The 15,220-nt window shown below is 72.4% G+C and carries 10 protein-coding genes; 1 reads left to right on the forward strand and 9 read right to left on the reverse strand.

Features of this window, described 5'->3' with window-relative positions; translation table 11 throughout:
• Positions 1–39 precede the first annotated feature (39 nt).
• The 5 genes from QSK20_RS01320 to QSK20_RS01340 form a co-directional block, all read right to left on the reverse strand.
• Complete coding sequence (locus QSK20_RS01320; protein ID WP_285786702.1) at positions 40–591, reverse strand: hypothetical protein; 552 nt, start codon at positions 589–591, stop codon at positions 40–42.
• 201 nt (positions 592–792) lie between these two features.
• The gene (locus QSK20_RS01325) at positions 793–1,587 is read right to left on the reverse strand and encodes a lipase family alpha/beta hydrolase (protein WP_285786703.1); all 795 of its coding nucleotides are present in this window, start codon (positions 1,585–1,587) and stop codon (positions 793–795) included.
• A 194-nt stretch (positions 1,588–1,781) separates the two neighbouring features.
• Positions 1,782–2,324, reverse strand: coding sequence for a dihydrofolate reductase family protein (locus tag QSK20_RS01330; RefSeq protein WP_285786704.1), 543 nt, complete (start codon positions 2,322–2,324; stop codon positions 1,782–1,784).
• A 2-nt stretch (positions 2,325–2,326) separates the two neighbouring features.
• On the reverse strand, positions 2,327–3,148 hold the full coding sequence (locus tag QSK20_RS01335; RefSeq protein WP_285786705.1) for a TerC family protein: 822 nt from the start codon (positions 3,146–3,148) through the stop codon (positions 2,327–2,329).
• A 195-nt stretch (positions 3,149–3,343) separates the two neighbouring features.
• Positions 3,344–3,778: a hypothetical protein gene (locus QSK20_RS01340; RefSeq protein ID WP_285786706.1), complete on the reverse strand. Its 435-nt coding sequence runs from the start codon at positions 3,776–3,778 to the stop codon at positions 3,344–3,346.
• A gap of 353 nt (positions 3,779–4,131) precedes the next feature.
• Between QSK20_RS01340 and QSK20_RS01345 the strand changes: the two genes are divergently transcribed.
• Complete coding sequence (locus QSK20_RS01345) at positions 4,132–4,911, forward strand: SDR family NAD(P)-dependent oxidoreductase (protein WP_285786707.1); 780 nt, start codon at positions 4,132–4,134, stop codon at positions 4,909–4,911.
• 257 nt (positions 4,912–5,168) lie between these two features.
• Here QSK20_RS01345 and QSK20_RS01350 read toward each other — a convergent pair whose 3' ends face one another.
• From QSK20_RS01350 to gltB, 4 genes are all read right to left on the reverse strand, one after another.
• Positions 5,169–5,966 (reverse strand): SGNH/GDSL hydrolase family protein, encoded by a 798-nt coding sequence (locus tag QSK20_RS01350; RefSeq protein WP_285786708.1) that lies wholly within the window; start codon positions 5,964–5,966, stop codon positions 5,169–5,171.
• A 215-nt stretch (positions 5,967–6,181) separates the two neighbouring features.
• Positions 6,182–8,878, reverse strand: a complete 2,697-nt coding sequence (locus QSK20_RS01355; protein ID WP_285786709.1) for a hypothetical protein — start codon at positions 8,876–8,878, stop codon at positions 6,182–6,184.
• Between the two features lie 119 nt (positions 8,879–8,997).
• Positions 8,998–10,473 carry a glutamate synthase subunit beta gene (locus tag QSK20_RS01360; RefSeq protein ID WP_285786710.1) on the reverse strand — a complete coding sequence of 492 codons (1,476 nt, stop codon included), beginning with the start codon at positions 10,471–10,473 and terminating at the stop codon, positions 8,998–9,000.
• Entirely contained in the window at positions 10,466–15,157 is a 4,692-nt protein-coding gene (gltB, locus tag QSK20_RS01365; RefSeq protein WP_285786711.1) for a glutamate synthase large subunit, read from the reverse strand. Before gltB ends, QSK20_RS01360 begins: the two co-directional genes overlap by 8 nt.
• Positions 15,158–15,220: the final 63 nt, after the last annotated feature.

Here is a 15,220-nt window from a genome sequence, read left to right on the forward strand (position 1 = left end):
TCGTCCGCGACCGGGGCCGCCCCATTGGCGGGTCAGGGCTCAGCACCGCACCACGGAACTGGAGTCGTAGTACCAGGTCAGGCCGAGCCACTCCCGGTGCCAGAACCGGAAGGTGATCTTCCCGAGGTACGGCCGCTGCCAGGCGACGCGCTGCCCCACGTACCGGTCGGCGTAGGCCGCCTGCGGCGGGTAGATGTCCCCGGCGCTGGTGCAGAACGGCGTGCCGAACCCGCTGGTCGGTGTGAGCGACGAGGTGGAGACCAGCAGGTCGCCGTCGCACTTGGCGACGTAGCTGCTCCGGTAGTACGGGCCCGGCTCCTCCACGATCCAGTACCGGTAGGTGTAGCCACCGTTGGATCGGCTCCCGATCCACGAGTAGGTCAGGGCGACCGGGTTGGTGACGCCCGGCGGCACGCTCCACCCGGCGGACCAGCAGTTGGAGTCGCGTTGGATGACCGGACCCGCCGACGCGGGGGTCGTCACCACCGCTGGGGCGACCAACCCCAGCAGCAGCCCGAACAGCAGGATCAGGGTCGACGAACGACGGCGGTGGCGGTGGCGGGACGTGGGCAGGACGTGGTCGGGGGGCACGGGACACCTCCAGGACGGACAGCCGACGCGGGCGACGGCGCCGGGAACGAACCACCACGAGCATAGAAATTGCTCTATTGGCTGGAGTGACTCTGACAGCGATGTGACACCCGCCGACGCGACCGGGCCGACGGGTGACCGCGCTGTCCGGCCGGCACCGGGCGTCGTGCTTCCGCCGGTACCGGCCGGTGGCGCGTCAGATCAGACCGCGAAGCAGTTCGGGGTGATCGCCCGGTCGGCGAGCGCGTCCTGGATGACGGTGTACGTGGTGCCGTCGAGCACCAGCCCGAGGTGCCCGACGATCCGCAGCGGGCAGGGGGTCTGGACCAGCACGTTGGTGGCCCCGTCGGCGAGGGTCGCGTTCTGGGTGGGACGGACCAGCTCGTCCTGGAGGGTCCGGACGGTGGTGTAGCGGACCGCGCCCGGGGTGTCGTCCCCGGCGTTGAGGTCGTTGAGGAACGCCGAGCCGATGGTCATCTGCTGGCAGGCGACGATCCCGATGCAGTCGCCGAGCCCGAGGAACTTCGCGATGTCGGCGACGTAGGTGCCGTAGTGCGGGCTGCCCAGGGTGACCAGCCGGCCGACCGAGCCGGTGCCGCCCAGGTACTTCAGGTAGTAGCGGGAGACCAGGCCACCCTCGGAGTGGGCGACCAGGTCGACCCGGGCCGCGCCGGTGGCGGCGCGCACCTGGGCGACGTACCCGCTGAAGGAGCGGGCGGAGGCGGCGATGTCGCCGAGACCGAGGCCGGGGAGCTGGTAGATCGAGACCCGGTGGCCGTCGCCACGCAGCCGGGCGGCGAGCGGCTCGTACGCGATGGCGACCCCGGAGAGGCCGCCGACGACGATCACCGGGTTGGTGGCGGACGCGCCGATCCCGGTCGACGCGGTCGTCGTGACGGTCCCGTCGGGCGCCGGGGCGGCGGCGGTGGCGGCGGTGGCCGGCAGCAGGAGCGCGGCGGCGGCCGTGGCGGTGACGAGGATCTTTCGGAGCAGCATGGCTGCGCCCTCCGTGGGGGTGGTCCCGGTGGTGGCGGGAGGCTGGCGGGGGACGTCCGATCGATCGTGGACACATGATGCCCGGGAAGATTTGGAGACGTCAATGAAAAGTTACGGGCGGGTAATGAGCCGCCACCCGGACAGCACGAAGGGGCCGCCCCGATCCGGGGCGACCCCTTTCGTACCGCCGACGCTCAGCGCACCACGCGCAGCCAGATGTTGGTGACCGGCGGCGCCTGGGTGACGCCGACCGGTTCGAGCCGGACGGTCGAGCCGCCGGGATGGTCGAACAGCCGCACCCCGTCGCCGAGCAGCACGGGCACGACGGAGACCAACACCTCGTCCAGCAGGCCCGCGGCGAGGCACTGCCGGGCGACGTCCGCGCCGAGGACGTTGACGTACCCGTCGCCGGCCGCCGCCCGCGCCTGCGCGACGGCCGTCGCCAGGTCGGAGACGAAGGTGACGCCGGGCACCGGGTCGGCCGGCGGGTGGTGGGTGAGCACGAACTGCGGCCCGTCCCAGCCGCCGCCGAACGCCTCCCCCTCCCCCGGCAGATCGCGGTACGGGTCGTCGCCGCCGAAGGTCCGCCGACCGACGAGCAGCGCGCCGGTACGCGCCGCGACGTCGTCGATCGTCGGGTTCGGGCCGAGGTACGGGGTCAGCCACGACATGTCGCCGCCCACCCCGGCGATGAACCCGTCCGTCGACGTCGACGCCGAGTACAGCAGTTTCGCCACCGTCAGCCCTTCGGGGCCGGATCGGTCGCCGTACGGGCCTGCGGGGCGGCCGTCGGGGCGGCGACGACCTGCCCGTTCTTGACGTACGTCGGGTGCAGGTGCACCGGCTTCGACTCCTCGCGCTTCTGCTTGGACCGGACCCGCAGGTTGAGGAACTCCACGAAGATCGAGAAGGCGATCGGGCCGTACACGTAGCCCTTCGGGATGTGCTGGTCGAAGCCCTCGGCGATCAGGCTGGCCCCGATCAGCAGCAGGAACGACAGGGCCAGCATCTTGACCGTCGGGTGCCGGTTCACGAAGTTGCTGACCGCGCCGGCCGAGACCAGCATGATGATCATCGCGATGATCACCGCCGCCACCATGACGACCAGCTCGTCGACCATGCCGACCGCGGTGATCACCGAGTCGAGCGAGAAGACGATGTCCAGGACGAGGATCTGCGCGATGACCGCGCCGAACGAGGCGGCCTTGCCCGACCGGGCGTGGTCGGCGCCCTCCAGGTGCTCGTGGATCTCGTACGTCGCCTTGCCGAGCAGGAACAGACCACCGACCAACAGGATCAGGTCCCGTCCGGATATCTCCTGCCCGAGGACGGTGAACAGCGGAGCGGTCAGGCCGATCACCCAGGACAAGGAGGCCAACAGGATGAGTCGGGTGATCAACGCCAGGGAGAGCCCGATGGTCCGCGCCCGCGCCTGCTGGTGCTCGGGCAGCCGGCCGGACAGGATCGAAATGAACACCACGTTGTCGATACCGAGCACGATCTCCAGCAGGAGCAGGGTCGCGAACGCGATCCACAGCTCGGGGCTGGCAAGAAACTCCATCTCACCCTCGACTTCCTGATCACCGCCGGGTCGTCCGCCCGGTCCAGGCGGATCCTGTCATGCGGTGCCGGGCCACGTCTGCACGGCGCGGCCCGACACCGTGCCGGCCCCCTGTACCCCGGGTGGATCGACGTCAACCGACCAGGCGACGACAGGGCAGCGCAGCTCTCGATCCACTCACCCGCCGGTCCAGCGTCAGGTGAGCGGATCGACCCCCGTGGCGACCGCCAGCAACTCCGGCTGGCCGCCGACCGTCGCGTCGAGCAGGACGTCGACCGCGACACCGGGCGTGACCAGCCAGAACGCTTCCGTCGCACCGACCAGGCCGGGCAGCTCGCCGTGGCGGAACTCGGTGAACGCCGCGTCGGCGGGGTCGCGCTCGTGGTACTCGGCGAGGAAGTCCCGCAGGTCGGCGAGGGTGGCGAGCCGGTCGCCGCGCAGCACGTGCACCCGCAGGTCGACCCGGACGCCCTCGGCGGTCTCCCGCTCCCACACCCGGGAGGCGAACCGGACGTCGTCCCACTCGGTGGCGAAGTCCGACACCAGGTCACCGACCCCGGCTGGCACGTGGCCGATCCGGAAGCCGCTCAACTCTCCGCCGTTGCGTCCGTCGCCACCGGATCCGCTCATGTCCGCCTCCACGGTTGTCGACCTTGGACAGTTACCGATCGCATACGACGGTAACTGTCCAAGGTCGCCGAACGGGCTTCACTCGCTGGCGGATCCGGCCTCCGGATCCGCCCTCGCCCGCGCGGGGTTCAACGGCCCACGGCGAAGAAGCTCGGCTCACCTCGCCGCCCGCCTCAGCTACCGGCGATCCGCATGGCACCCGAAGGGCGTACGGACGGACGGTGCCGGCCATCCGGAACCACCTGGGCAGTTGGCGTGCAGCGACAGCTTCGGTGGCATTGGCACCGACCCGGCCGACAGGTGTCGATCCAGTCGACCAGGAACAGTCTCCCCACACGACAGGAGGAATTGGTGTGCGCGGACTGAAGGACAAGGTCGCACTCGTGACGGGAGGTGGCTACAGCCCCGAGCAGGTTGGCTCCGGTCTCGGTCGATCCTTGTGCGTGGAGCTCGCCAGGGAAGGGGCGAAGGTCGTCGTCTCCGACCTCTCCCTGGAAAACGCCGATGCCACGGTCAAGCTGATCCGCGACACCGGAGGAAACGCGGTCGGGGTGGCAGCGGACGTCACCGACGAGGGTTCGGTCGCCGGTATGGTGAGCGCCGCTCTCGACGCGTACGACCGCATCGACGTGCTGGTGAACAACGCCGGCGTGTTCGGCGCCTACGTCCCGCTGCTCGAGATCGAGAACAGTCAGTGGGATCGGGTCATGGAGGTCGACCTCAAGGGCGTGTTCCTCGCGACGAAGGCCACGCTGCCCCACATGCTGGAGCGCGGCAGCGGCGTCGTCATCAACGTCTCCTCGGCATCCGGTCTGGTGGCCAGCGAGGTCGGGGCCGAGTACACCACGGCCAAGCACGGAGTCATCGGGCTGACGAAACAGATCGCCTACGACTACGGCCACCGGGGCATCCGCGCCGTGGGTATCGGACCCGGCGTCATCAAGACCGCCGCGTTCGAGGGCGCCGAGATCACCAGCGACTTCCCGTTCTACGACCTGACGATGCAGGCCCCCGCGGGTCGGTACGGCGAACCCGACGAGGTGGCCCGGGCGGTCTGTTTCCTCGCGAGCGACGACGCGTCCTTCATCCACGGCCACACCATCCCGGTCGACGGCGGCTCGCCGATCAGGTGATCGCCTCGCCTCGTCGATCATGCAGTTCGGGCACCAGACGAACACCCACAAAAGCCGCTAGTTGCGGCACCACAACTCCATGATCGACGGGCGACAGGTGGAGCGGGTGGGGCGTTCGATCCTGGTGGGAAACTCGTATCGCGCGACGGGCGCCTACCGATCGAGGGTGACGAACGGCACGTGGCGGAGGCGGCCGACAGCCGACGGCCCGGGTGGACCGTCGGCTGTCGGATTGGTGGTGGTGGGAAGGCTCGGGTTCAGCCGGTGACGGCGTTCAGGGCGGGCAGGTAGCCGAGGCGGTAGCCGTCGGCGTTCGGGTGGTAGGCCTCGATCAGCCCGGTGACGTCCTTGATCCAGGGGGCGCTGGCGCAGACGCCGTGCCCGGCGAAGTAGGAGCGGGTGTCGGAGAAGGTGGCCCCGGCCGCCGCCGCCCGGTCTGCGGTGACCTGGGCGAGCAGGTCGGCGGCCTCGTTGAGGATGATCCGCTTGGACTTGCTCATCCCGAGCAGGCCGCACGAGCCGGTCTCGAAGAGACGCGGGTAGCCGAGCACGATCAGGCGGGCGTTCGGCGCGCGGTTGCGGATCGCCGCGTACGTGGTGTCGAGCCGGCCGGGGAGCACGGTGGTGGCGAAGGTCTTCGCCTCGTTCACCCGGTTGGTGCAGTCCGACTCGCTGCCGAACCGGCAGTTCTCCAGGATGCTGGAGAAGCCGGCGTCGTTGCCGCCGATGGTGATGGTGACCAGCGTGGTGGTGGCGTCCAGCGATCCGATCTGCTCGTTGAGCACGTCGTCGGTCTTCGCCCCGCCGCAGGCCGGGAACTTGTAGCTGGCCACGGCGTGCTGCTGGGCCCAGAGCGACGTGTACGACTTGGAGCTGCGCAGGCAGGTGTTCGGGTCGTACGACCCGGCGCCGACGCCGGAGGAGTAGGAGTCGCCGAGCGCGACGTAGTGGATGGCGGCGGCCTGGGCGGCGCCGGGCACGAGCAGGACGGCGAGGGTGGTGGCGACCAGCGCGGCCAACGCGGTGACGGCACGGGCCAGCGAGCGGTGGGGCATGGACGGTCCTCCACGGGTGGGGGTGGTGGAACCTTCAGCCGCGCGCGTGGCCTGGGTCCGGGGGGGTTACCAGGCGGTAATGCTATCGAAACATAGCGATATATGGAAGAACGTCGAGTTGGGCCACGCGGGACGGGCGCACGGACGGGGCAGCTCGACAGCAGCCACGACAGGCACCAGCCCCGCGGCGGCGACACGCCGCGACCCGGGGACGGTCAACCGGTCGGCGGGGCGGAGGCCGCGCAGGGCGGGTCCGGCCGCCACGTGTCGGCCACCCCGCAGTGGAAGACCTCCACCGGCTCGTCCGCCACGTCGGGCACCCGCTCCACCCGCATCATCGCCAGCCGCTTCTGTGCCGGCACACCCGTGTCGACGTCCACCCGGAGCAGGCCCGAGATCCCCCGGTAGCCGTCCCCGTCGATCTGCCGGAGCACCTCGGCGTGCACGCCGACCGGGTTGACCGCCTCGGGCCGCCACCGTGGACTGTCGTCCCCGTGGTGCAGGCGGGTGGCGAGGCTCTCCACCGCGCGGACCACCATCGTCGTCGCGTCGTAGGCGAGGCTGACGCGCTCGCCGACCTGGTCGCCGCCGGGCGTGCAGCGCGGCCGGTCGAGCAGGTCGTCGCTGGAGATCCAGCGCAGGAAGGTGGCCCGGGGTTCGTCCCGGCCACTCGCCGCGGCGGCCCGCAGCACCGCGCAGGTGGCCAGCGAGGCCTTCGACACGTACGTCACCGGCAGGTTGCCCGGCGCGCTGCGACGCAACTGCCGGTTGGCCATGTAGCGGTTGACCGAGTCGTTGCCGACCAGGTTGCGCGGGGGGTTGTTCGCGCAGTCCCGCTGCAACGCCCGCAGGAAACCGTCGAACTCCGACCACCGGCCGGCGAAGACCAGCATGCCGGCGTAGCCGCACTCCCGGGTCATCGAGGTGCCGGGCTGCCACTGCACCGGCCGGGCGAGCCGGTCACCGAACCGCTGTTCGAGGTCCGCCACCAGGGTGGCGACGTAGATGTCCTCCGCCAGCGAACTGCCCTCGCCCGTCGTGTAGTAGACGTGCGCGTCGGTCAGCCGCCGCGCCCGGGCGTACTCGTGGAACAGCCGGGCCTGTTCGGTGTTCGGCGCCGAGACCTGGATGTAAAGCCGCGAGCGGCTGCCGATGCCGTCGCCGGAGATGTTCGGCGCGATCACCGGCAGGCCGACCCGGTTCAGCTCGCCGATCGCCTCGGCGGTGTGCCGCCGGCTCTCCACCAGACCGACCACGCCGAGCAGCGTCGGATCCTCGCGGGCCAGCTCGGCGAGCATCCGCACGGCCCGGCCGGCGTGGCGCATCTGCCGGCCACCGTTGGCGACCACGATCCGCAGCAGGGCGGCACCGGGGGCTCCGGCGGAGATCTGCAACAACGCGTACTGGGCGGTCGCCATCCCCTCCAGCTCCTCCCGCTCGGAGACGTACGACTCCTCGTCCTCGCGGGTCGGGTTTCCGGTCAGGGTGCCCAGGTAGACCAGGGTGAGGAAGGGCCGCCGCCTGCCGCTGCGCTCCCAGGCCCGCTCGGCCGCCCGGTTCTGCGCGAAGATCCGACGCTGGATCGCGCGCAGCCGGTCCTGCCCCGGGTCGTCGTTGAACACCTGTGCCTCGCTGTCGCTGTAGCCGACGCACTCCGACCCGACCAGCTCGACCTTCACCTGCCCGGCCAACGACGGCACGCAGCCCGCCCCCCACCGGGTGCCCACCCACGCGCCGCCCGCGGCGACCAGCACCAGGCTGAGCGCGGCGGGCAGGAACCGTCGGGACCACCAGGGTGGATCCGGCGCGGCGAACCCGCGCGGGGCACCGCGCGTCTGGGCGGCGGTGACCGGCGCGCCGACCTCCAGGGGGACCAGCCAGGCCGCCGGCCGGCGCAGCCGCCGCGCCTCCGGCACCCCCTCGACCCATTCGTCGTACGCCTCCTCGGCGTCGGCCAACGGCGTCACGACGGCGGGTTCCGGCGGCGGCTCCGCCCCGACCGCGAGCACCATCAGCGGGTCGTTGCGCCCGGTCTCGTTGCGGACGTCGTTGAGCAGACGGACGAGCCGGTGCCCCTGGTCGCCCGGGACCACGTGGTCGAGCAGCAGCACCACCGAGGTGGTCCGCCGCCACTCGGACGGCCGCCAGGGTCGCCGCCGGTACGCCCGCCGCAGGTCCTCCAGGAAGGCGTGCAGCACCAGCTTGTCCACCTGGTCCGGCTGCTCCCCGTCCCGCCAACCGGTGGTGAGTCGCTCGGCGAAGCCGAGGAAGGTCACCGACTGCTGGGGGGCGAGGTACTGCTGGCGCATGAACCACGAGTACGGCCGTCCGAGCACCGGGAGCCGGCCGGAGACCGCGATCCGGAACACCACACTGGGCACCGCCCGCCGGACGAGCCAGAACAGCACCTGGGAGACGACCGTGGCGGCGTCCCCGCCGGGGGCCAGCGGCTCCCCCGTCGTGCCCTGACCGCGCCGGTCGCGCAGTCGGCGCACCAGCGCCGAGCGGCCGTCCTCGGCCTCGACGCCGAAGGTCAGGCTCTGCTGCATCAACCAGTCGGCCAGCGGATAGTGCCGGAACCGGATGCGCTCGGCGCCGAACGCCTCGACGCAGAGCTGCCGGTGCAGTTCCCGCAGCACGGCCGGCAGGCCCGCGCCCTCGGGCAGCGTCCGGACGTCGACCACGGCGTGCGGCACCCGCCGGTGCGGGCTCTGCCCGACCAGCCGTCGCAGGACGGACATCAGGTCGGCGGCGCCGGTGGGGCGCACCAGCCAGAACACCGGCAGCCGCCGGTCGCCGCGACGCGGTCGGCGCAACAGTCGGGCGAGCAGGGCGAGGAAGTCCAGCCCACCGTCGGGGAGCGGGTCCCGCCCCGGGGTGGGCTGCTGCTCCTGAGCTGTGGACTCCCGCACCCGACACCTCCGACGTGGCCGTGCGTGAACACCGGAGCACCCAGTGTCGCGCGGACCGGCAAGCGCCGGATCCGGTGACCGGCGGCACCGGAGGGTGCCGCCGGCCGTACCGGGACAGGTCAGCGCGCGGCGAGCGGCCGGGTGGAGGAGGTCACCGGCGCGGGCAGGGTGCCCGTGCCGCCGAGGTAGCTGTGGATCGCGGCGGCGGCGGCCCGGCCCTCGGCGATCGCCCAGACGATCAGGGACGCACCCCGGTGCATGTCACCGGCGACGAAGACCCCGTCCACCCCGGCCTGCCAGTCGGGGCGGGCGTCGACCGCACCCCGGGCGTTGCGCTCCACCCCGAACTGGGCGAGCAGCGGCTGCTCCTCGGTGCCCTCGAAGCCGATCGCCAGCAGCACCAGGTCGGCCGGCAGCTCCCGCTCCGAACCGGGCACCGGCGTGACGATCCGCTGGCCGTCGCGCTTCTCCACGGTCACCTCGGCGATCCGGACCGCCCGGACCTGGCCGGTGCCGTCGTCGACGAACTCCTGCACGGCGACGGCGAAGACCCGCTGGCCGCCCTCCTCGTGCGCCGGGTAGTCACGCAGCAGCCACGGCCAGGTCGGCCACGGGTCACGCGCGGCGTCCCGGGTGTGCGGCGGCTCCGGGTACAGGTCGAGCTGGTGTACGCCGAGCGCGCCCTGCCGGTGCGCCACCCCGAGGCAGTCCGCGGCGGTGTCACCGCCACCGATGATCACCACGTGCCTGCCGGTGGCGTCGACCGGGGTCGCCGGGTCCCGGCCGGCGACCACCCGGTTCGCCGCGACCAGGTGCTCCATCGCCTGGTGGACGCCGCGCAGGCCACGTCCCGGGGTCTGCGGGGTGTCCCGGCCGGCGAGCGCGCCGCAGGCCAGCAGTACCGCGTCGTACTCGGCGCGGAGCTGCTCGGCGGTGACGTCCACGCCCACGTTCACGCCGGTGCGGAACTCCACCCCCTCCACGGTCAGCTGGGCCAACCGCCGGTCGAGGTGCTCCTTCTCCAGCTTGAAGTCGGGGATGCCGTACCGGAGCAGACCGCCGACCGCGTCGTCGCGCTCGTACACGGTCACCGCGTGACCGGCGCGGACCAGCTGCTGGGCGGCGGCCAGGCCGGCGGGACCGGAGCCGACCACGGCGACCCGGCGGCCGGTCGGCGCGACCGGGGCCGCCGGGGTCACCAGCCCCCGGTTGAAGGCGGCGTTGGCGATCTCCACCTCGACCTGCTTGATGGTCACCGGATCGTCGGCGATGCCGAGCACGCAGGCCGCCTCGCACGGGGCGGGGCAGAGCCGGCCGGTGAACTCGGGGAAGTTGTTGGTGGCGTGCAGCGACTCCACCGCCGCCGCCCAGTCCCCGGTGCGGACCAGGTCGTTCCAGTCCGGGATGCGGTTACCCAGCGGGCAGCCGTCGTGGCAGAACGGGATGCCGCAGTCCATGCAGCGGGTGGCCTGCTCCCGGACGAGGCCCTCGTCGGCCGGCGGGTAGACCTCCCGCCAGTCGCTGATCCGCACCGGCACCGGGCGGCGGTTCGGCAGCCGCCTCGGGTAGCGCAGGAAACCGTTCGGGTCAGGCACGAGCCACCTCCTGGGCCGCCACCGTCCGGGTCACCGGCACGGCCGGCGCGGACAGCGCGGTCATCACCGCATCGTCGACGTCGCGGCCGGCGGCTTCGGCGGCCCGCATGATGTCCAGCACCCGCCGGTAGTCCCGGGGGACCACCGCGGTGAACTCCTCCACCGCCTCCGGCCAGCGCTTGAGCAGATCCTCGGCGACCGTCGAGCCGGTCTCGGCCACGTGCCGGCGGACCAGGTCGTGCAGCAGCTCACGCTCCTCGCCGCGCAGCGGCGCGAGGTCCACCAGTTCGGTGTTGACCCGGCGCCGGTCCAGCCCGTGCACGAAGGCGAGGCCACCGGACATGCCGGCGGCGAAGTTACGGCCGGTGGGCCCGAGGACGACCACCGTACCGCCGGTCATGTACTCGCAGCCGTGGTCGCCGACGCCCTCGACGACCGCCGTCGCGCCGGAGTTGCGGACCGCGAACCGCTCCCCCACCCGGCCGCGCAGGAAGACCTCGCCGGCGGTGGCGCCGTACAGGATGGTGTTGCCGGCGACGATCTGGTCCTCGGCGCGTGCGCCCTGCGGGGCACGGGCGGCGACGAACGGGGCGGCCTGGTCCGGGGTGACGACGACCCGCCCGCCGGAGAGGCCCTTGCCGACGTAGTCGTTGGCGTCGCCGTACAGCCGCAGGGTCACCCCGGGCGGCAGGAACGCGCCGAACGACTGGCCGGCGGTGCCGCGCAGCACGAACTCGATCGTGTCGTCGGGCAGCCCGGCCCCGCCGTGCCGACGGGTCACCTCGCCGCCGAGCATCGCGCCGACGCTGCGGTGCTCGTTGCGCACCGCCACCTCGACCCGGACCGGGGTGCCGTCGCGCAGCGCCGGCCCGGCCAGCCGGATCAGCTCGTTGTCCAGGGCCAGCTCCAGGCCGTGGTCCTGAACCCGGACACCGCGCCGCGCCGCGCCCTCGGGCAGCTCCGGCAGGTGCAGGACGCGACCCAGGTCGAGCCCCTTGGCCTTCCAGTGCTCGACCGCCGGGGCGACGTCGAGCAGCTCGGTGCGGCCGATCGCCTCGTCGATGCTGCGCAGGCCCAGCTCGGCCAGGTAGCCCCGGACCTCCTCGGCGAGGAAGAGGAAGAAGTTCTCCACGAACTCGGGCCTGCCGTTGAAGCGCTCGCGCAGCACCGGGTTCTGGGTGGCGATGCCCACCGGACAGGTGTCCAGGTGACAGACGCGCATCATCACGCAGCCGGCGACGATCAGCGGGGCGGTGGCGAAGCCGAACTCCTCGGCCCCGAGCAGCGCCGCGACCAGCACGTCCCGGCCGGTCTTGAGCTGCCCGTCGACCTGCACGGTGACCCGGTCGCGGAGCTTGTTGATCAGCAGCGTCTGCTGCGCCTCGGCCAGGCCCAGCTCCCACGGGGTGCCGGCGTGCTTGAGCGAGTTCAGCGGGGACGCGCCGGTGCCGCCGTCGTGGCCGGAGATCAGGATGACGTCGGCCTTGAGCTTGGCGACGCCCGCCGCGACGGTGCCGACACCGACCTCGCTGACCAGCTTGACGTGCACCCGGGCGGCCGGGTTGACGCACTTCAGGTCGTGCACGAGCTGGGCGAGGTCCTCGATCGAGTAGATGTCGTGGTGCGGCGGCGGGGAGATCAGGCCGACGCCGGGGGTGGCGTGCCGGGTCCGGGCGATCCACGGCCACACCTTGTTGCCGGGGAGCTGGCCGCCCTCGCCGGGCTTCGCGCCCTGCGCCATCTTGATCTGGAGGTCGTCGGCGTTGACCAGGTATTCGCTCGTCACGCCGAACCGGCCGCTGGCGATCTGCTTGACCGCGGACCGGCGCTCCGGGTCGTGGAGGCGGTCGGGGTCCTCGCCGCCCTCGCCGGTGTTGGACTTGCCGCCGAGGCGGTTCATCGCCACCGCGAGGGTCTCGTGCGCCTCCGCCGAGATCGACCCGTACGACATGGCGCCGGTGGCGAAGCGCTTGACGATCTCGCTGGCCGGCTCGACCTCCTCGATCGGCACCGGCGGCCGGACGCCGCTGCGCAGCGTGAACAGGCCACGCAGCGAGCCGGAGCGCGCGGCGAGCGCGTCGACCTTGCCGGTGTACTCGCGGAAGACGTCGTACTGCCGGCTGCGGGTGGCGTGCTGGAGCAGGAAGACCGTCTCCGGGTTGAACAGGTGCAGCTCACCCTCGCGCCGCCACTGGTACTCGCCGCCGACCTCCAGCCGGGGCGAGGCGGGGGTGCCCGGGGCGGGCCAGGCCAGGGCGTGCCGGGCGGCGACCTCGGTGTGGATGCCGTCCAGCCCGATGCCGCTGATCGTGCTCGGGGTGCCCCGGAAGTAGCGCTGGACGAGCTGGGTGTCCAGCCCGACGGCCTCGAAGACCTGCGCGCCGCAGTACGACGAGACGGTGGAGATGCCCATCTTCGACATGATCTTCAGGACGCCCTTGCCGAGCGCCTTGACGTAGTTCCGGACCGCCTTGGCGGGTGCCACGCCGGGCAGCGCCCCGGTGGTGATCATGTCCTCGACGGACTCGAAGGCGAGGTACGGGTTGACCGCCGCCGCGCCGTACCCGATCAGCACGGCCGCGTGGTGGACCTCCCGGCAGTCGCCGGACTCCACCACCAGCGCCACCTGGGTGCGGGTCTGCTCGCGCACCAGGTGCTGGTGCACGGCGGCGGTGAGCAGCAGCGACGGGATCGGGGCCAGGTCGGCGTTCGAGTCCCGGTCGGAGAGGACCAGGATGCGGACGCCGTCCTCGATCGCCTCGGAGACGTGCCGGCAGATCTCGGTCAGCCGGGCCTTGATGCCCGCCCCGCCCTCCCGGATGCGGTAGAGCCCGGACACCCGGACCGCCTTGAAGCCGGGCAGGTCGCCGTCCTCGTCGATGGAGAGGAGCTTGGCCAGCTCGTCGTTGTCGATCACCGGGTACGGCAGGACCACCTGGCGGCAGCTCGCCGGCCCCGGGTCGAGCAGGTTGCCCTCCGGGCCGATGGTGGTCTGGAGGCTGGTGACCAGTTCCTCCCGGATGGCGTCCAGGGGCGGGTTGGTGACCTGCGCGAAGAGCTGGTGGAAGTAGTCGTAGAGCAGGCGCGGCCGGGTGGAGAGCGGGGCGATCGGGGTGTCGGTGCCCATCGAGCCGATCGGCTCCGCGCCGGAGCGGGCCATCGGCGCGAGGAGGATCTTCAGCTCCTCCTCGGTGTAGCCGAAGGTCTGCTGCCGGCGGCGCACCGAGTCGTGGGTGTAGACGGTGTGCTCGCGGGCGGGCAGCTCGTCCAGCTCGATCAGCCCGGCGTGCAGCCAGTCGCCGTACGGCTGGGCGGCGGCCAGCTCGGCCTTGATCTCGTCGTCGTGCACGATCCGGCCGGCGACGGTGTCGACCAGGAACATCCGGCCGGGCTGGAGCCGCCCCTTGGCGACCACCCGGGCCGGGTCGAGGTCGAGCACGCCCGCCTCGCTGCCGAGCACGACGAGCCCGTCGGCGGTACGCCACCAGCGCCCCGGCCGCAGGCCGTTGCGGTCCAGCACCGCGCCGACGACCGAACCGTCGGTGAAGGCCACCGACGCCGGGCCGTCCCAGGGCTCCATCAGGCTGGCGTGGAACCGGTAGAAGGCGCGCTCGTCGGCGCGCATGTCCGGGTCGTTCTCCCAGGCCTCGGGGATCATCATCAGCACCGCGTGCGGCAGGCTCCGCCCGGCCAGGTGCAGCAGTTCGAGGACCTCGTCGAAGTTGGCCGAGTCGGAGGCGGCCGGGGTGCAGATCGGGAACAGCCGGCGGATGTTGCCGGGCAGGTTCGGCGTCCGCAGCAGCGCCTCGCGGGCCTGCATCCAGTTCCGGTTGCCCCGGATCGTGTTGATCTCGCCGTTGTGGGCGATGAAGCGGTACGGGTGCGCCAACGGCCAGGACGGGAAGGTGTTGGTGGAGAAGCGGGAGTGCACCAGGGCGATGGCGCTGGTCACCCGCGCGTCCCGCAGGTCCGGGAAGTACGCCGGGAGCTGGTCGGGGGTGAGCATCCCCTTGTAGACCATGGTGCGCCCGGACAGCGACGGGAAGTACGCCGGGACGCCCCGCTCGGCGGTCTCCCGTTCGGTCTGCTTGCGGACGCAGAACGCCACCCGGTCCAGGTCGAGGCCGGTCAGCGGGGTGCCGGCCGGGCCGTCCGGGGAGTCGGTGAGGCGGTTCGCGGCGAGGAAGAGCTGGCGGACCCGGGGCATCGCGGCCAGGGCGGTCTCGCCGAGGTCGCTCGGGTCCACCGGCACGTCCCGCCAGCCGAGCACCTCGGCCCCCTCGACCAGGGCGTACTTCTCCAGCACCCGGCGGGCGCGGGCCTCGTCGGCGTCGTCGTCGGGGAGGAAGACCAGACCGGTGGCGTACTGCCCGGTCGGCGGGAGGGGGAAGTCCACCACGGCGCGGAGGAACGCGTCCGGCACCTGGATCATGATGCCCGCGCCGTCGCCGGTGTTGGGTTCCGCGCCCCGGGCGCCCCGGTGGTCGAGCCGGCACAGCGCGCCGAGGCCGTTCGCGACGACCTCGTGGGAGCGTCGCCCGTACAGGTCCGCCACGAAGGCCACACCGCAGGCGTCGTGCTCGTTCGCCGGGTCGTAGAGGCCCTGGGCGGGTGCCGCCCCGGCGCTCGGGCGCGGGCCGACGGGCGGGGCGGACTGCGGGTGGGGAGGGTACGGAAAGGCCACCGGGCCTCCTGTCGTCGCTCAGGTGTGGATCAGGTCGGGACGACGTCGGCCCTACAGGGTCTA

It is taken from the genome of Micromonospora sp. NBRC 101691, assembly GCF_030269285.1.
In the GTDB taxonomy this organism is placed as follows: domain Bacteria; phylum Actinomycetota; class Actinomycetes; order Mycobacteriales; family Micromonosporaceae; genus Micromonospora; species Micromonospora echinospora.